Origin of the sequence: Kitasatospora sp. MMS16-BH015, from assembly GCF_002943525.1 — a bacterium.
Classification (GTDB): Bacteria; Actinomycetota; Actinomycetes; order Streptomycetales; family Streptomycetaceae; genus Kitasatospora.
In genome coordinates this window covers 3648227-3664149 of the sequence record NZ_CP025394.1, presented here as the reverse complement: position 1 = coordinate 3664149, position 15923 = coordinate 3648227, and the positions used below count along the sequence as shown (strand labels likewise).

The following is a 15923-nucleotide window of genomic DNA, read 5'->3' as shown; positions in this document are numbered from 1 at the left end:
CGACGATTGTCCCGGGCGGGCCGGACGGGGCAGGCGGTCCGCGCTGTGCGCGGTGGTCCGTACCGCACTCCGTACTTCGTCAGAAGAGGTGCTCGTCACAACCCTGGCCCCGGGTGCGACGGTGGATGGGGTGAGAATGGCAAGGGGGCGCGTTTTCGCAGGTCAGAACAGGTGTAAGCGGCCGGGGTGGCTCGGCGGGCAGAGCGGGGCCGGATGAGTAGTCGGGGTGCCGGCGGCGGGAGTTCCCGGCCGGGGCGGGTGACCTGCGTCACGCCGTGGAGGTGGTCGGGAAGTTCCGACGGCGGGGGGCCGGGCGGTGTGAAGGATGCGACGATGAGCCGGCCATGGAGTCAGGACGAGTCGTACGGGTGGGGCGGGCTGCGGTGTTCGCGGCCGCCTGCGTGTTGCTCGCGGCCTTCGGCCATGTGCTGATGTCCGGCGTGCCGGTGCCCGGCTGGGCGCTGGCCGCCGCGTTCGGCGGCACCGGGGTGATCGCCTGGCTGACGGCCCGCCGCGAGCGCGGCCCGCTCCTGGTCACCGGGCTGACCGTCGGGATCCAGGCGGCCCTGCACGCGGTGTTCTCGCTCGGCCAGGCCGGCTCCGCCGCGCCCGACTCGGGCGGGCTCGCCACCCGGTGGGCGCAGCTGCTGCTCTGCAACGCGGGGCCGCTGACCGAGGAGCAGGCCGCGAGCCTGGCCGCTGCGGCGGGCCTGGACCCGGCGAGACCTCCGGGCAGCGGCCTGAGCGTCGTGCCCGTCGACCTGTCCGCCGGCCTGCCCGACGCCTCCGTGATGGCCGACATGCCGCGCATGGCGATGGCCGGTACTGTGCTGCCGCACCACGCGATGGCCATGGTGGGCCACCAGCACGCAGGCGGCATGTCCGGCATGCTCGTCGCCCACCTGCTGGCCGCGCTGCTGCTCGGGCTCTGGCTGGCGGCGGGCGAACGCGCCGTCCACCGGCTGGCCGGCACGGTCGCCGCCTGGCTGTTCGCCCCCGTGCTCCTGCTGCTGGGCACGGTCGGGCCCGTCGGGCCGCCGCGGCTGCGGCGCAGCGGCACCACCACCCGCCGGCCGCGCAGCCGGCTGCTCGTCCACACCCTCACCACTCGGGGACCACCGGTCCGGACCGCCGTCCTCTGACGGCCCGTCCCACCGGGGCCTCTCCGGCCGACGCCGTGCCCGCCCGGGCAGCGGCGCCGCCGCCGTGCGCCCCGGATCCGGCCCTGCGGCCGTCGCGGCCGCTCCCGTCTTCCGAGTTAAGGACACCCGGAGATGCCTCCTGCCATCCCGACCCCACGCCCCGCCACCCTTGCGTCCGTACGGACCGCCCCCGGGCAATCCGCCACCACACGGACCGCCACCACACGGACCGTCACTGGGCGGGTCCGTGCCGACGACCCGACCGTGACCGCCTGGGCGCTCGCCGCCCGCTCCGGTGACCCGGCCGCGGTGGAGCGGTTCGTCCGGGCCACCCGTGCCGACGTCCGGCGGTTCGTCGCCCACCTCAGCGGCGAGCCGCAGGCCGCCGACGACCTCACCCAGGACACCTACCTGCGGGCGCTGCGCAGCCTGCCGCGGTTCGAGGGCCGTTCCTCGGCCCGCACCTGGCTGCTCTCGATCGCCCGGCGCGTGGTCGTCGACCGGTACCGCTTCGCGGCGGCCCGGCCCCGGCTGCTCGACACCGAGGACTGGCAGGGCGCCGCCGAGCGGGCCCAGCCCTGCGCGCTGCCGGGCTTCGAGGAGGGCGTCGCGCTGGGCGAGCTGCTCGACGCGCTGCCCCGCGAACGGCGGGACGCCTTCGTGCTCACCGCCTTGGTGGGCCTGCCCTACGAGGAGGTGGCCGAGCTGACCGGCTGCCCGATCGGCACCGTCCGCTCCCGGGTGAGCCGGGCCCGCGGCGTCCTGATCCGACAACTGGCCGCCGCCGAGCAGGCCGACCACCCCACGGTCGCCTGCGCGGCCTGAGGGCCTGCGGCCCAGGAGGGAGGGCCGGGCGTGGTGGGCGGGAACCCGGGGGTGGTGCGGTCCGACTGCTCGGGTGTGAACACCTCCAAGCCGGCTCTCCGGCCGCCCGTGCTGCTGGCGGGCTTCGTCCTGCTGCTCGCCCTCGTCTTCGCCGTCTCCTGGGCCCTCGGCCGGGCGGTCGGCCCGGTCGGTCCGGTCGGGCCGGCCGGTCCGGTCGGGCCGGCCGCGCCCGGGGTGCGGCCGGCCACCGATGGGACGGCCCCCGGGCACGGGCACGGCGGCATGGACGGTATGGACGGCATGTCGGACACGGACGGCGGCCGGTGAGCGGCGCCGCGCCGAGCCGGGTCACCGACCTGGCCGTCGGCGGGATGACCTGCGCCGCCTGTGTCGGCCGGGTGGAGAAGCGCCTGGCCCGGCTCGCGGGCGTCACCGTCGCCGTCAACCTCGCCACCGGCCGGGCCCGGGTGCTGCACCCCGCCGACCTGCCGCCCGCCGAGCTGATCGCCGAGGTCGAGCGGGCCGGCTACACCGCCGCACCGGTCACCGCCGACTGCTCTGAGGATGAGCCGGGGGAGGGCGGGGCCGAGGTGCGGCGGCTGGTGGTGACGGGCGCGCTGGCCCTGCCCGTGCTGGTGCTCTCGATGGTGCCGGGGTGGCAGTTCGCCGGCTGGCAGTGGCTCTGCGCCGCGCTCGCCCTGCCGGTGGTGACCTGGAGCTCGGCGGGCTTCCACCGGCGGGCAGGGCGGGGGCTGCGGCATGCCACCGCCACCATGGACACCCTGGTCAGCCTCGGTGTCCTCGCCGCATTCGGTTGGTCCGGCTACGCGCTGCTGTTCGTCGGCGCGGGGGCGGTGGGCATGCGGATGCCGATGTCGCTCTCCGCCGCCGGAGGCGGGACGCACCTCTATCTGGAGGCGGCGGTCGGCGTGCCGCTGTTCGTACTGGGCGGGCGGCTGCTCGAGGGCCGGGCCCGGCGGCGGGGCGGGCAGGCGCTGCGGGCGCTCGCCGCGCTCGGCAGCCGCGAGGTGACGGTGCGCCAGGACGGCGCGGAGCGGACCGTACCGGTGGAGTGGCTGCTGCCGGGGCAGGAGTTCACCGTCCGGCCCGGCGAGCGGATCGCCACCGACGGCCTGGTGGTGGACGGCGGCTCCGCCGTGGACCTCGGCATCCTGACCGGGGAGAGCGCGCCGGTCGAGGTCGGCCCGGGCGACCGGGTCACCGGGGCCACCCTGAACCTCGGCGGCTCGCTGCTCGTCCGGGCCACCGCCGTCGGCGCCGACACCCAGCTGGCCCGGATCACCGCCCTGGTGACGGAGGCCCAGGCGGGGAAGGCCAAGGCCCAGCGGCTCGCCGACGCGGTGGCCGCCGTGTTCGTCCCGGTGGTGCTCGGCCTCGCGGCGGCCGTCCTGGGCTACTGGCTCGGTGCGGGTGCCGGGGCCCAGGCGGCGGTGACCGCCGCCGTGGCCGTGCTGGTGGTGGCCTGCCCGTGCGCGCTCGGCCTGGCCACCCCGACCGCGCTGCTCGCCGCCACCGGGCGCGGCGCCGAACTCGGCGTGCTGGTGCGCGGGCCCGAGGTGCTGGAGAGCCTGCGCCGGATCGACACCGTGCTGCTCGACAAGACCGGCACCCTCACCACCGGTCGGACGGAGCTGCTGCGCACCACGCCGGCCGCAGGCGTGGACCCCGCCGAGGCGCTGCGGCTGGCCGCGGCGGTGGAGCACCGTTCCGAGCACCCGATCGCCCGCGCCGTCACGACGGCCGCCCGCCGCACCGGCGAGCCGCTGCCCGCCGTCACCGGCTTCGCCGCCACCGCGGGGGCCGGGGTGCGGGCCGCCGTCGAGGGCCGGGCGGTACGGGTCGGCCGGCCCGGTGCCGTACCGGAGGACCCGGCGCTGCGCGCGGCCCTCGACGCCGCCGAGGCCGACGGACGCACCGCCGTCCTGGTCGAGCTGGACGGCCTTCCGGCCGCCGTGCTGACGGTCGGCGACACCCTGCGGGCCGGCAGTTGGCGGGCCGTCCGGCAGCTGCGGGCGCTCGGCGCGGAGGTGGTGCTGCTGACCGGCGACCGCCCCGGCCCGGCCCGCGCGGTGGCCGCCGAGCTCGGCATCACCACCGTGCACGCCGAGGCGGGGCCCGAGCGCAAGGCCGCCCTGGTGGCCGAACTCCGCGCCGCCGGGCGGACGGTGGCGATGGTCGGCGACGGCGTCAACGACGCCGCCGCGCTCGCCGCCGCCGACCTGGGCATCGCGATGGGCTCGGGCACCGATGCCGCGATCGGCGCGGCCGGGCTCACCCTGGTCCGCGGCGACATCGACTCCCTGGTCACCGCGGCCCGGCTGGCCCGCCGCACGCTGACCACCGTCCGCACCAACCTGGCCTGGGCGTTCGGCTACAACGCGGTGCTGCTGCCGCTCGCCGCGCTCGGCCTGCTCAACCCGGCGCTGGCCGCCCTCGCGATGTCCGCCAGCTCGGTGCTGGTGGTCGGCAACAGCCTGCGGCTGAGGCTCTGGCAGCCCACGCCGGTGCACCGGGAACTCGGGAGGCGGCCGGCCCGACCAGTACAGCGAGCCCGCACGCGCGAGCCACAGTGACAGAGCTTCAGGAGAGTGACTCATGCGAATTCGCGGTGTGTGCGGCCTGGTGGCCGCGGTGGCCCTGCTCGCCGCCGGGTGCGCGAGCGGGCCCGCCGGTCCGGGCGGCGACGCGAAGGCGGCCGCAGGCGATGCGAACGCGGCTGCAGGCGGTGCGAAGGCGGCCGCCGTCGACGCCACGGCGGGCGCGGCCTACCCCGTCCGGGTCGCGGACTGCGCGGGCAAGCAGACCGTCTTCGAGGCGGCCCCGAAGCGGATCGTCACCAGCAACGCCTCGGCGCTGGAGCTACTGCTCGAACTCGGTGCGGGCGAACGGCTGATCGGCACCGGCTTCCCGCCCGGCGCCGGCTACCTGCCCGCCGAGCTCGCGGCCCGGGGCGCGAAGGTGCCGGTGCTCGGCGATATGGTGATCGCCAAGGAGAAGCTGCTCGGCTCCGGCGCCGACCTGTACATCGACACCTTCGGCGCGATGTCGATGGGCGGTGGGATGGGCGGGCCGCCCAGCGAGCAGGAGTTCACCGCGGCCGGGATCAAGCACCTGTACCTGCTCTCCACCGCCTGCCCGGCGGGCGGCAAGGCGGCCAGGACCGACCTCGCCGAGGTCGAGCAGGACGTCAAGCGGCTCGGCGCCGTCACCGGCACCCTGGCCCGGGCCGACGAACTGGTGGCCGCCATGACGGCGAAGACCGACCGGGTGACCGCCGCCCTGGCCGGGCTGGGCGCCGACCGGCGGCCCGGCTACTTCTTCTTCGACTTCGACGCCGGCACCAAGCAGCCGATGGCCGTCTGCGGCGGGCAGGTCGCCAACGCGGTGGTCACGCTGGCCGGCGCCCGCAACGTCTTCGCCGGCTGCGAGGGCGACTTCAAGCCGGTGAGCTGGGAGGACGTGGTCGCCGCCGACCCCGACTGGATCCAGCTCGGGGTCCGCAACCGGGGCAGCGCGGAGGCCACCGCCAGGGCCTTCGACGAGGCCGAGCAGTTCCTGCGCACCAACCCCGCCACCAGGGAGCTGGCCGCCGTCAGGCAGGGCCGCTTCCTGCGGATCGGCTCCGAGGTCACCACCATCGCGGGCCTGCGCAACGCCGACACCGTGCAGCAGATCGCCCACACCCTCCACCCCGACCTGGTCAAGGACGGCCGGTAGATGCCGGCCTCTCCGGCCCCGGCCGAAGCGCCCTCCCCGGCGCCCGCCACGGCTGTCCGGTCCAAGGTCTCCCGAGCCCGCGGGCTCTCGCTCCGCTCGCGGCCCGGCGCGCTCGCCGCAGTGCTCCTGCTCGCGCTGCTGCTCGCCCTCACCCTGGCCGTCTCGCTCGGCAGCGTGGACGTGCCCGCCGGCGAGGTGTGGAGCGTCGTCGGCCGCCACCTGACCGGTGCCCGGCCGGTGCCCGGCACCCGCGACCTGATCGTCTGGCAGCTCCGGGTGCCCCGGGCGCTGCTCGCCGCCCTGGTCGGCGCCGGGCTCGGCCTGGTCGGCACCGCCGTGCAGGCCCTGGTCCGCAACCCGCTGGCCGACCCCTACCTGCTCGGGGTCTCCTCCGGCGCCTCGCTGGGGGCGATCGGGGCGATCGTGCTCGGCCTCGGAGCCGGCGGCGCGCTCGGCGTCTCGGCCGCCGCCTTCGCCGGTGCGCTCGGCTCGCTCGCGCTGGTCTGGCTGGCGGCCCGGCGCGGCGGCGGCTTCTCCCCGCTGCGCCTGGTGCTCTCCGGCATCGCCGTCGGCCAGTTCCTCAGCGGGCTCTGCAGCTACCTGGTGCTCCAGGCCGGGGACGAGCAGCAGACCCGGGGGGTGCTGTTCTGGCTGATGGGCAGCCTCGGTGGCGCCACCTGGAGCCAACTCGCCCTCCCCGCAGGGGCCGTGGTGCTGGGGGCGCTCGCCCTCCAGGCCCGCGCCCGCGCCCTGAACGCACTCGTGCTCGGCGACGAGACCGCCGCCGGGGTCGGTATCGACCCCGACCGGCTGCGCCGCGAGCTCTTCCTGGTCACCAGCCTGCTCACCGGCGTGCTGGTCGCCGTCTCCGGCGCGATCGGCTTCGTCGGCCTGCTGGTGCCGCACCTGTGCCGGCTGGTCGCGGGCGGCGACCACCGCCGGCTGCTGCCGCTCTCCGCGCTGACCGGGGCCGTGCTGCTCACCGCCGTCGACACCCTGGCCCGGACCGCCCTGGACAGCCAGGAGCTGCCGATCGGCGTGGTCACCGCACTGCTCGGCGCCCCCGCCCTGCTCTACCTGCTCGACCGCCGCCAGGAGGCCCGGTGAGACTCGCCCTCGACGACCTGCACGTCGCCCTCGCCGGCCGGGACGTGGTGGCCGGGGTCCACCTGGTGGCCGAGGAGGGCGAGATCGCCGGGTTGATCGGGCCCAACGGCAGCGGCAAGTCCACCCTGCTGCGGGCCGTCTACCGCCACCTCGCGCCCCGGGCCGGCCGGGTGCTGCTCGACGGCCGGGACCTCGCCGCCCTGCCCCGGGCCGCCACTGCCCGCCACCTCGCCGCCCTGCCCCAGGAGCGCGGCGAGACCTTCGAGCTGACGGTCGGCCAGATGGTCGGCCTCGGCCGGATCCCGTACCAGCGGGCCTTCGCGGCCGACAGTGCGGAGGACCGGGCGCAGGTCGCGCTGGCCCTGGAGCGGGTCGGCATGGGTGGCCACGCCGGGCACCGCTTCGCCGAACTCTCCGGCGGTGAGCGCCAACGCGTGCTGCTGGCACGCGCGTTGGCCCAGCAGCCGGAGGTGCTGGTGCTGGACGAGCCGACCAACCACCTCGACATCCGCCACCAGGTCGAGCTGCTCGCCCTGCTGCGGGCCGAGCGGGCCACCACCCTGGTCGCGCTGCACGACCTGAATGCCGCTGCTGCCGTCTGCGACCGCCTCCACGTGCTGCGGAGCGGCACCCTGGTGGCCTCCGGGAAGCCCCGCGAGGTGCTCACCCCGGAGCTGCTCGCCGAGGTGTTCGGCGTCCGGGCCGCCGTCACCGAACACCCGCTGACCGGTGACCCGTTGATCGCCTTCGACCACCGGGGCGGCACCCTCGACTGACCCTCCGTCGGCCTCGGGCCCGGCACCCCGCACGAGGGGCCGGGCCCGAGGCCGGCTCAGGTGGCCTCGTAGTGGCTGGGCCGGCCCGCCCGGAGCACCAGCCGGCCCCTCGCCTCGGCCTCGGCCCGGCGGACCAGCTCGAACCGGCCGTCGGCCCGGCGCAGCGGAGTGGCGTGCCAGGGGGTGGTCCAGGCGTCGGCCGCCGCCAGCAGGCGGATGCCGAACTTGGCCGCGCCGCGCGGCTGCGGGTGGATCGAGAGCCGCACCGAGCGGGGGTGGTGCTCGGCGATCAGCTCGCCCCAGGCCCGACTGCGCTGGATCACGCCGTAGGCGCGCCGTCTGCACTCGCGCTGGAGCGCGGAGCGGGTGCCGGTGAAGTCCACGGTGTCCTCGGTGAGGAAGCGGGTGATGCCGCAGTAGAGGGCGCGGGACTGCTCGTCCGTGCGGAGCTCGGCCCGCAACTGCTCGACCGTGGGTGCGTAACGGGCGTGCACCAGCGCCCGCTTGGTCTCGTGCGGCAGCTCGCCGAGCACGTCGCGCAGGTCGAAGACGGACAGCCGCCGCAGCCCCTCGTGCTCGATCATCGCCTTCAGCGCGTCGGAGTAGGCGTCGATGTGTTCGTCCGGCACCCGGATCAGGTCACCGAACACGTGCCCGTCGGAGCAGACCACCAGCCGGGCGCCGGGCGGGTGGACGGCCCGGACGGAGGCGCAGAGTTCGTCGAGGAAGGCCAGTGCGCGGCGCTCGCCCTCGTCGGGAAGGTGGCCGAGCACCTTGTCGGGGCTGGGCGACTTGCAGGGGAAGCCGGGCAGGGTGAAGACGACCTCCTCCTGGGTGGCCGTGAAGGCGTCCAGCTGGCGCAGCTGCTCGGGGAAGTCGGCGGGCCGGCAGGGGAGTTCCGAGGCGCCGCCGCGTCGGTGGGGCAGCAGCAGGTCGAGGATGGCGGCGGAGATCGCGGTCGGGGTGGCAGTGGAAGGCATCAGGGGCTCCGTCGGGGCACGGCTGGTGGCGGTCCGGCGGGCTCGGGGCCGGACCGCTCTGCGGTGGGGAGGGTCTGCGGCGAGGTGGGTCAGTGGCGGCGGTCGTAGGCCACGGGCAGGCTGTCGACCCCGCGGGCCAGGACGGCGGGGATCCAGGTCAGCTCGTCCAGGTCGCCGGCCGGGCGCAGGCCGGGCAGGCGGCGGATCAAGGTGCCCAGGGCGATCCGGAGTTCGGCCCGGGCGAGGGCGGCGCCGGGGCAGAGGTGGCTGCCGTGGCCGAAGGCCAGGTGGGTGCCGCGGGGGCGGTCGAAGTCGAGGGCGTCGGCGTCGGGGTACTGGTCGGGGTCACGGTTGGCGGCACAGAGCGAGACGATGATCGAGTCACCGGCCGGGACACGGGTGCCGTGCAGCTCGGCGTCCTCGGCCAGGAACCGCCAGGTGGTGAGCTCGAACGCGCTGTCGTGGCGCAGGAGTTCCTCGACCGCCCGGGGCAGCAGCCCGGGCTCCTCGCGCAGTCGGGCCAGCTGGTCCGGGTGGCGCAGCAGGGTGACCAGCATGGTGCTGATCTGGTTGGTGACCGGCTCCTGGCCCGCCACCAGCAGCTGGAAGACCATCGAGTCGAGCTCCTCGCGGGTGAGTTCGCCCTCGTCCCGGGCCAGTACCAGCCGGCGCAGCAGGGTGGGTGCGGTGTGTGCCCGCTGGGCGGCGACCACCTCGGCGATGTACCCCTGGAGGGCGCGCAACCGGCCCTCGTACGCGGGTCGGCCCGGGTCCTGCGGACCGACCGGCTGGACGACCTTGCCCCAGTCGCGGTCGAACCGGGCGGCCAGTGCGGGGGAGAGGCCGATCACCTCGGCGAGCACCCGGAAGGGGTAGTGCGCGGCGAAGCCGGCCACCAGGTCGGCCCCGCCCTGTGCGGGCAGTTCGTCCACCAGCTCGTCGGCCAACTCCTGGAAGCGGCAGCTCAGTTCCTCCACCCGGCGGGCGGTGAAGGCCTCGGTGATCAGGCGGCGCATCGCGGTGTGCCGGGGCGCGTCCTGGTGCAGCAGGTGCACCTGGAGCTGGGAGTGCTGCGGCTCCGGCATGATCGAGGCCAGGCGGCGCCAGTTCTCGTTGCCCAGCGCGTGGTCCTTGCCCAGCCGGGGGTCGTTCAGGGTGGCGTGCGCGGCGGCGTAGCCCGTCACCAACCAGGCGTGGATGCCGGACGGGAAGCGGACCTTGTGCACCGGCCCGGCCGCCCGCATCCGGCGGTACAGCTCGTAGGGGTCGCGCTTGTACGCCGCGCCGAGCAGCGGGATCGGCTCGCCGGCCGCCTGCCCGGTGACCGGGCAGCGGGCGGCGGGTGAGGCGGGGAGGGCGGTGGGGTGGTCGAGGTCGGTCACGGGGGGTCCTTCCGGTCAGAGGGCGAGGGTGGGGCGGTGGTGCTCCAGCCAGAGCGCGAGGTCGAGCACCCGCTCCAACCGCAGGCGGCGGCCCCAGGCGAGCTGCTCGGCGGGGGTGTCGAGGTCGGTCTTGAGGGCCCGCTCGTCGGCCAGGTCGCGCACCCCGGGCACCGTCAGCGCCTCGGCGGCGAGCCGCTGCAGGCCGCGGTTGTACTCGGCGTGGTGGGTGGCCGGGTAGTGGTTCTTGGGGCGGGCGAGCACCGAGGCCGGGGCGAGGCCGCGGGCCACCTCGCGCAGCAGGCTCTTCTCCCGGCCGTCGTGGCTCTGCAGCGCCCACGGGGTGGTGAAGGCGTATTCGACCAGCCGGTGGTCGCAGTACGGGACGCGCACCTCCAGGCCCTGGGCCATCGACAACCTGTCCTTGCGGTGCAGCAGTTGGCGCAGCCAGCGGGTCAGCGACAGGTGCTGCAGCTCGCGCTGGCGGTGTTCGACCGGGCTCTCGCCGTCGAGGTGCGGCACGGCGGCGAGCGCGTCCCGGTAGGTGTCGGCGCGGTACTCGCCGATCCGCAGCAGCGGCGCCAGCCCGGGGTGCAGCGGCATCGCGGCCTCGTCGCCGGTGACCAGCAGCCAGGGGAAGGTGGCGGCGGCCCGCGCCTTGGGGTCGTGGAACCACGGGTACCCGCCGAACACCTCGTCGGCGGCCTCGCCGGAGAGCGCCACCGTCGAGTGCTCGCGGATCCGGCCGAAGAGCAGGTACAGCGAGGTGTCCATGTCGCCGACGCCGATCGGCGAATCCCGGGCGGCGACCACGGCCCGGCGGTGCTCCAGATCCAGCAGTCGGGCCGGGTCGAGCACCACGGTGGCGTGCTCGGTGCCGATGAACGCACCGGCCTCGGCGGCGAACGGCGTGTCGTGCCCGGTGCGCAGCACGTCGCCGGTGAACCGCTCGGCCTGGTCGCTGTAGTCCACCGCGTACGAGCGCAGCCGGGCCTGCGGGCCCTCGGCCAGCCGCAGTTCGTCGGCCACCAGCGCGGTGACCACCGTGGAGTCCAGCCCGCCGGAGAGCAGACTGCAGAGCGGGACGTCCGCCTCCAGCTGCGCCCGGGCCGCCCGGTTGACCAGCGAGCGGACCCGCTCGACCGTGCCGGGCAGGTCGTCGGTGTGCTCACGGGCCGTCAGCTCCCAGTAGCGGCGCTCGCGGCGGCCGGCGCGGTCGAGCACCAGCACCCCGCCCGGCTCGACCTCGCGCACCCCGGCCCAGAGTGTCGGCCCGGTGTCGAACAGCAGCCCGTACGCGTGCCGCAGCCCGTCGGCGTCCACCACGGGCGAGAGCTCGGGATGGGCGAACAGCGCCTTCGGCTCGGACCCGAAGGCCAGCCCGCCCTCGATCTGCGCCCAGTACAGCGGCTTGACCCCCAGCCGGTCGCGCACCAGCAGCAGCCGTTCGCGCCGCTCGTCCCAGACCGCGAGGGCGTACATCCCCTCCAGTCGGTCGGCCAGCCCCTCGCCCCACTCCAGGTACCCGCGCAGCACCACCTCGGTGTCGCTGCGAGTGCGGAACTCGTGGCCCAGCCGGCGCAGTTCGGCCCGCAGCTGGTGATGGTTGTACACCTCACCGCTGTACGACAGCACGGCCGTCGGCCCGGCCGCGCGGTCGACCATCGGCTGCGTGCCACCGGCCAGGTCGAGCACGGACAGGCGGCGGTGGCCCAGCGCGGCGTGCGCGCCGGCCCAGACGCCGCCGGCGTCCGGGCCCCGCCGGGCCAGGGTGGCCGTCATGGCCTCGATGACGGGGGTGGGCTCGCGGGTGTCGTCGGTGAACGACACCCATCCGGTGATGCCGCACATGCGGGTGCACTCCTCGGTGGGTAAGCGTTGATGGGGGCGACTGGTCAGGCGCGGTCGAGCGGTGCGTCCGCCGGCCGGCGGGGGTCGGGGCTCGGGACGGCGCGCGGCTGCCGGGCCGGGACGGCGAGCAGGCCGGCCGCCAGGGCGGTGGCCAGGAAGGCGGCGAACAGTGCCGGGTGCGGGCCCCAGTGGCTCCACAGGGCGACCGCCGGTGCTGGGCCGAGCGTGAAGCCCAGGCTGCGGGCCAGCTGCACGGCCGCCCCGGCGGTCGCGGCCCGGCCCGGCGGCGCCGCCGCCATCACCAGCGCCTGCACCGGGCCGCCGTACAGGCCCGTGCCGGCCCCGGCCAGGGCGAGCCGCCAGGCGATCGACGGCAGCGACCAACCCGCTTCCAGCGGTACCAGGGAGAGGAGGCCGAGCGCCGTCAGGGCGCCACCGGCGGCCGCCACCCTGCGCGGGGTGAACCGGTCGGCCAGCCGCCCGCCCAGCGGGCCGAACACCCCCATCGCCAGGGGGAAGCAGAGCAGCACCAGGCCGGTGGCGGTGGCGCTGTGCCGACCGTCCCGCTGCAACTGCAGCGCCAGGACGAGGTGCGTGGCCGCGAAGCCCGCACCGAGCGCCAGCACCGCCCCGTGCACACCGGCGGTGCGGCCCGCCCGCAGCACCTCCCGCACCGCCCGCCCACCCGGCCGGCGCAACCACCCCACCGCAGGCGGGATCCCGGCGAGCACCAGCAACGCCCAGCCCGGCGCACCGGCGGCGAAGGTCAGCCCCAGCAGCACCGCCGCCACCGCCCCGGCCACCAGCCCGGCCTCGCCGAACGCGGCCCGTGCCGGGCGGTGCGGCGGTGTGACCGTGGCGGCTGCCGGTGCGGCCGCGCCGAGCGCGGCTCGCCCCGGCCGGGGCGGTGGTGGTGTGGACGGGAGGGCCCGGCGGGCCGTCAGCCAGGCGGCCAGGCAGACCGGCGGGACGACCAGGAAGACGGCCCGCCAGCCGAGGTGGTCCAGCAGCAGGCCGCCGATCGCCGGCCCGGCGACCGCGCCGAGCGGCCCGAGAGTCGCGGGCACGCTCATCGCCCGCCCGCGCAACTCCGGCCGGACGGCGCCCGCGGCCAGCACCGGCATCAGCACGAACAGCACCGAGCCGCAGGCCCCCTGCATCAGCCGGGCGGCGATCAGCCAGCCGATCGAGGGGGCGAGGGCCGCCGCCCCGCAGCCGAGGGCGAAGCCGGCGAGCGCCGCCCCGAGCGCCGGGCGGACCGCCGCCCGGTCGAGCCACCGTCCGACCGGCAGGAGCAGGGCGACCAGCGGGAGTTGGTATCCGAGGACGGCCCACTGCGCGGTGGCCGCCGGGACTCGCAGCTCCCGGGCGAGGTCGCCCACCGCGATGGTCACCACGTTCATGTCGAGCATCGCGGTGAACGACAGCAGGCCCGCCACCGCCACCAGGCTCCACCGGTCGCCCGCGCGGGCAGCCGGCTCTATCCGGCTCAACGGGGGAGTCCCGAGCACGGTCTGCCGGGTGCGCGCATGGGGAGGCCCTTCAGCTCTTGGCGCGACACCGGGCGGTGCCGTCCCCAGAGCTGTCGGCTGCCTAGGCCGAGGAGTTCCCGGGCGATCCGATTGTCATCACGGCGACTGCCGGGGTGCCGGGTATCCGGTCAGTGCGTCGTCGGCGACCTCCCAGCAGCCGCCGTCGGCGGTCACGCCGCGCAGGCCCTCCAGGGTGCCGGGGCCCGCGAGGGTGAGGAGGTCTGCCTGGGCGAGGGAGGCGAAGCCGTAGGTGCGGGCCGGTTCCCAGTCGGTGCTCTGGCGCAGCCGGCGGGCCAGTTGGGCCCAGCCGAGCGGCGCCGCCGCGATCACCCAGGCGTCCGGCTGGCCGGCGGCCAGCCGCCGGGCGGGCCGCAGCCAGGAGGCCGCCTGCTCGGGCCAGTCCACGACGGCCGACACCAGCCGGCCCGGCAGGGCGCCCCAGGCCTCGGCGAACGCCAGCGCGGCGGCCCGGGAGGCCTCGTCCCGGCTGTGCCCGACGCAGACCGTCCGCGCCCGCGCCGCAGTGAGCCGGCCGACCAGCGCGGCCAACTCGCCCTCGCCGTGCGGCCGGGGAGCGGCGAGCGGGCCGTGCACGGCGAGCTCCGCCGGCCCGACCAGCGGGGACCCGGGCCGGGCCGGGCGCGGCGCGAAGGCCCCCGCCGGCCCGACCGGCGAGGCCCCCGCCGCCCCGGCCTGCGAGGACCCCGGCCGAGCCGGGCGCAGGCTGTGGCCGGTGGGCCCGGTCGGCCTGACCAGCGGTGCGGCCGGCCGGGCAGCGGGCTCGGCGGCTCCGGCCGACGGGGACCAGGGCCGGCCCGGGCGCGGGCCGTCGGAGGCGAGCCCCGCCGGCCCGGCCGGCAGCGGACCCCGTCGGAGGACGGGCTCGGCCGATCCGGCCCGCGGGGAGCGGGAGTCGGCGGGCTTCGGGGTGCGGGTCATCGTCGGTCCTCTCGTCCGGCCGCCCAGCGGCGGTACTCGACCGGGAGGCAGGTGGCGCACGGCCGGTAGCCGGCGGCGACCGCGGTGGCCTCGTCGGCGAAGAAGACCCGGTGCTTGACGTAGCCGCCGGCGGCTATCGCGCGCAGGGCGGAGGAGCAGTCCAGCCGGCCGTACAGCCGGCCCCGGCGGTGGCCGCCCAAGGCGCCGGGGCTGCTGCTGCGGTAGGGCCGGCCGTCGGCTCCCAGCAGGGTGTAGCCGGGCCGCCGGGCCGGGTGCTCGCCCCGGGCGGCCGACGGCCGGTCAGGCGTCATGGAACACCAGGCCCAGCGCGTGCCGCCGGCCGGAGCGGACGGTGCTGACTCCGTGCCGGACCGGGCTCGCGGACCAGCCGCGGGCCGAGCGGACCGGGCGGTCGCGGGTGGTGAAGACCAGGCCGTGGCCCTGCCGCAGCACGGTGGTGGTGCCCCGGGACTGGGCGCGCGGCCGCTGCTCGACCAGCAGGAACTCGCCGCCGGTGTAGTCGGTGCCGTGCTCGTCGAGGCCGATCACCACCTGGAGCGGGAAGACCAGGTCGCCGAAGAGGTCGCGGTGCAGGGCGTTCCAGTCCCCGGCCTCGTAACGGAGCAGGATCTGCGAGGACTTGGCCTGCCCGCCCCGGTGGCACTCCTCCAGCCAGCGGTCGAACTCGGCCGGCCAGGGCGCCGGCCGGCCCAGGAGCTCCGCCCAGCGGGTGCCGATCGTGCGCAGGTGCGGGTAGAACGCCTCGCGCAGCCCGCGCACGGGCTCGGGCAGGTCATGGGTGAAGTATCGGTACTGGCCGGAGCCGAAGCGGTGCCGGGCCATGTCCACGGTGGTGCGGAAGAGCTCCGGCCGGTCGTAGTACGCGATGATCTCCCGGCACTCGGCCGGGGTGAGCAGCTGCGGGGTGGCCGCGCAGCCGTGGGCGTCCAACTCCTCGCCCAGGGCCGCCCAGTCGGCCGCCGCGACCCGGTCGGCGAACGAGTCGGGCAGCATCCCGGGCAGCGCGGCTGCGGGTTCGGTGATCACGGGTGTCTCCCTCACGCGGCCGTGCGGACGCCCTCGAGGGCGAGCAGGTGCTGCTTGGCCGGGAGGCCGCCCGCGTAGCCGGTGAGCGAGCCGTTGGCGCCGATCACCCGGTGGCAGGGGCGGACGATCAGCAGCGGGTTGGCGCCGATGGCCGCGCCGACGGCCCGCACGGCGGCGGGGGAGCCGGCCTGCTCGGCGATCTGCCGGTAGGTGGTGACGGTGCCGTACGGGATGGCCTCCAGGGCGGCCCAGACCCGGCGCTGGAAGTCGGTGCCGCGGACGGTGGTCTCCAGGGCGAAGCCGGCCGGCTCGCCGGCGAAGTACTTCTCCAGCTGCGCGACCGGCTCGGCGAAGGCCGCGTCGTCCCGCTGCCAGCCGTCCTGCACCTGGGCCCCGCCCTTCTGGCCGGGCAGGGAGAGGGAGGCGAGGGCGATCCCGCCCGGGGCGGTGGCCGACTCCTCGCCCACCAGCAGCAGCTGGCCCAGCGGGCTGTCGACGGTGGTGTAAACGGTGGTGTAGACGGTGGTGGAAAGCGTCATGGTCTCTCTGGCTCTCTGCTCGAGTGGTTCGGTGTCAGACGGCGTCGGTGTCAGCCGGCGTCGGTTTC

General features: G+C 76.6%; 15 protein-coding genes. 7 read left to right on the top strand and 8 right to left on the bottom strand.

Features of this window, described 5'->3' with window-relative positions; translation table 11 throughout:
• The first annotated feature begins 344 nt into the window (after positions 1-344).
• From CFP65_RS15830 to CFP65_RS15800, 7 genes are all read left to right on the top strand, one after another.
• Positions 345-1142 carry a PE-PGRS family protein gene (locus tag CFP65_RS15830; protein ID WP_104816701.1) on the top strand — a complete coding sequence of 266 codons (798 nt, stop codon included), beginning with the start codon at positions 345-347 and terminating at the stop codon, positions 1140-1142.
• 132 nt (positions 1143-1274) lie between these two features.
• Complete coding sequence (locus CFP65_RS15825; RefSeq protein ID WP_104816700.1) at positions 1275-1967, top strand: sigma-70 family RNA polymerase sigma factor; 693 nt, start codon at positions 1275-1277, stop codon at positions 1965-1967.
• A 30-nt stretch (positions 1968-1997) separates the two neighbouring features.
• Positions 1998-2294, top strand: coding sequence for a hypothetical protein (locus tag CFP65_RS15820; protein ID WP_371682421.1), 297 nt, complete (start codon positions 1998-2000; stop codon positions 2292-2294).
• Positions 2295-2338: 44 nt separating this feature from the next.
• Positions 2339-4561 (top strand): cation-translocating P-type ATPase, encoded by a 2223-nt coding sequence (locus CFP65_RS15815; RefSeq protein WP_104820912.1) that lies wholly within the window; start codon positions 2339-2341, stop codon positions 4559-4561.
• Between the two features lie 22 nt (positions 4562-4583).
• Positions 4584-5705 (top strand): ABC transporter substrate-binding protein, encoded by a 1122-nt coding sequence (locus tag CFP65_RS15810; RefSeq protein WP_104816699.1) that lies wholly within the window; start codon positions 4584-4586, stop codon positions 5703-5705.
• Positions 5706-6812, top strand: coding sequence for an iron ABC transporter permease (locus CFP65_RS15805; RefSeq protein ID WP_104816698.1), 1107 nt, complete (start codon positions 5706-5708; stop codon positions 6810-6812).
• Positions 6809-7588, top strand: a complete 780-nt coding sequence (locus CFP65_RS15800; RefSeq protein WP_104816697.1) for an ABC transporter ATP-binding protein — start codon at positions 6809-6811, stop codon at positions 7586-7588. The genes CFP65_RS15805 and CFP65_RS15800 overlap by 4 nt, the downstream gene beginning before the upstream one ends.
• Before the next feature lie 56 nt (positions 7589-7644).
• Here CFP65_RS15800 and CFP65_RS15795 read toward each other — a convergent pair whose 3' ends face one another.
• The 8 genes from CFP65_RS15795 to CFP65_RS15760 all read right to left on the bottom strand — a co-directional run bounded on the left by CFP65_RS15795 (position 7645) and on the right by CFP65_RS15760 (position 15855).
• Positions 7645-8568 (bottom strand): L-tyrosine/L-tryptophan isonitrile synthase family protein, encoded by a 924-nt coding sequence (locus CFP65_RS15795; protein WP_104816696.1) that lies wholly within the window; start codon positions 8566-8568, stop codon positions 7645-7647.
• Positions 8569-8657: 89 nt separating this feature from the next.
• Positions 8658-9866: a cytochrome P450 gene (locus CFP65_RS15790; protein WP_254552968.1), complete on the bottom strand. Its 1209-nt coding sequence runs from the start codon at positions 9864-9866 to the stop codon at positions 8658-8660.
• Between the two features lie 99 nt (positions 9867-9965).
• Positions 9966-11798 carry an asparagine synthase (glutamine-hydrolyzing) gene (gene asnB / locus CFP65_RS15785; RefSeq protein WP_104816695.1) on the bottom strand — a complete coding sequence of 611 codons (1833 nt, stop codon included), beginning with the start codon at positions 11796-11798 and terminating at the stop codon, positions 9966-9968.
• A 44-nt stretch (positions 11799-11842) separates the two neighbouring features.
• Positions 11843-13291: an MFS transporter gene (locus CFP65_RS15780; RefSeq protein ID WP_254552413.1), complete on the bottom strand. Its 1449-nt coding sequence runs from the start codon at positions 13289-13291 to the stop codon at positions 11843-11845.
• A 135-nt stretch (positions 13292-13426) separates the two neighbouring features.
• Entirely contained in the window at positions 13427-14269 is an 843-nt protein-coding gene (locus CFP65_RS40940) for a hypothetical protein (protein ID WP_254552412.1), read from the bottom strand.
• On the bottom strand, positions 14266-14580 hold the full coding sequence (locus CFP65_RS15770; RefSeq protein ID WP_104816694.1) for an Ada metal-binding domain-containing protein: 315 nt from the start codon (positions 14578-14580) through the stop codon (positions 14266-14268). The genes CFP65_RS40940 and CFP65_RS15770 overlap by 4 nt, the downstream gene beginning before the upstream one ends.
• Positions 14570-15283: a 2OG-Fe(II) oxygenase gene (locus tag CFP65_RS15765; RefSeq protein WP_104820908.1), complete on the bottom strand. Its 714-nt coding sequence runs from the start codon at positions 15281-15283 to the stop codon at positions 14570-14572. The genes CFP65_RS15770 and CFP65_RS15765 overlap by 11 nt, the downstream gene beginning before the upstream one ends.
• 44 nt (positions 15284-15327) lie before the next feature.
• A complete protein-coding gene (locus CFP65_RS15760) occupies positions 15328-15855 on the bottom strand; it encodes a methylated-DNA--[protein]-cysteine S-methyltransferase (RefSeq protein WP_104816693.1) in 528 nt (175 codons plus the stop codon).
• Positions 15856-15923: the final 68 nt, after the last annotated feature.

What these genes read in the sequence shown, in the direction of transcription:
- CFP65_RS40940 (WP_254552412.1), bottom strand. Translation starts at nt 14,269, where the DNA reads ATGACCCGCACCCCGAAGCCCGCCGACTCCCGCTCCCCGCGGGCCGGA.
- CFP65_RS15825 (WP_104816700.1), top strand. Translation starts at nt 1,275, where the DNA reads ATGCCTCCTGCCATCCCGACCCCACGCCCCGCCACCCTTGCGTCCGTA.
- CFP65_RS15770 (WP_104816694.1), bottom strand. Translation starts at nt 14,580, where the DNA reads ATGACGCCTGACCGGCCGTCGGCCGCCCGGGGCGAGCACCCGGCCCGG.
- CFP65_RS15760 (WP_104816693.1), bottom strand. Translation starts at nt 15,855, where the DNA reads ATGACGCTTTCCACCACCGTCTACACCACCGTTTACACCACCGTCGAC.
- CFP65_RS15765 (WP_104820908.1), bottom strand. Translation starts at nt 15,283, where the DNA reads ATGCTGCCCGACTCGTTCGCCGACCGGGTCGCGGCGGCCGACTGGGCG.
- CFP65_RS15795 (WP_104816696.1), bottom strand. Translation starts at nt 8,568, where the DNA reads ATGCCTTCCACTGCCACCCCGACCGCGATCTCCGCCGCCATCCTCGAC.
- CFP65_RS15805 (WP_104816698.1), top strand. Translation starts at nt 5,706, where the DNA reads ATGCCGGCCTCTCCGGCCCCGGCCGAAGCGCCCTCCCCGGCGCCCGCC.
- CFP65_RS15830 (WP_104816701.1), top strand. Translation starts at nt 345, where the DNA reads ATGGAGTCAGGACGAGTCGTACGGGTGGGGCGGGCTGCGGTGTTCGCG.
- CFP65_RS15810 (WP_104816699.1), top strand. Translation starts at nt 4,584, where the DNA reads ATGCGAATTCGCGGTGTGTGCGGCCTGGTGGCCGCGGTGGCCCTGCTC.
- asnB (WP_104816695.1), bottom strand. Translation starts at nt 11,798, where the DNA reads ATGTGCGGCATCACCGGATGGGTGTCGTTCACCGACGACACCCGCGAG.
- CFP65_RS15815 (WP_104820912.1), top strand. Translation starts at nt 2,339, where the DNA reads ATGACCTGCGCCGCCTGTGTCGGCCGGGTGGAGAAGCGCCTGGCCCGG.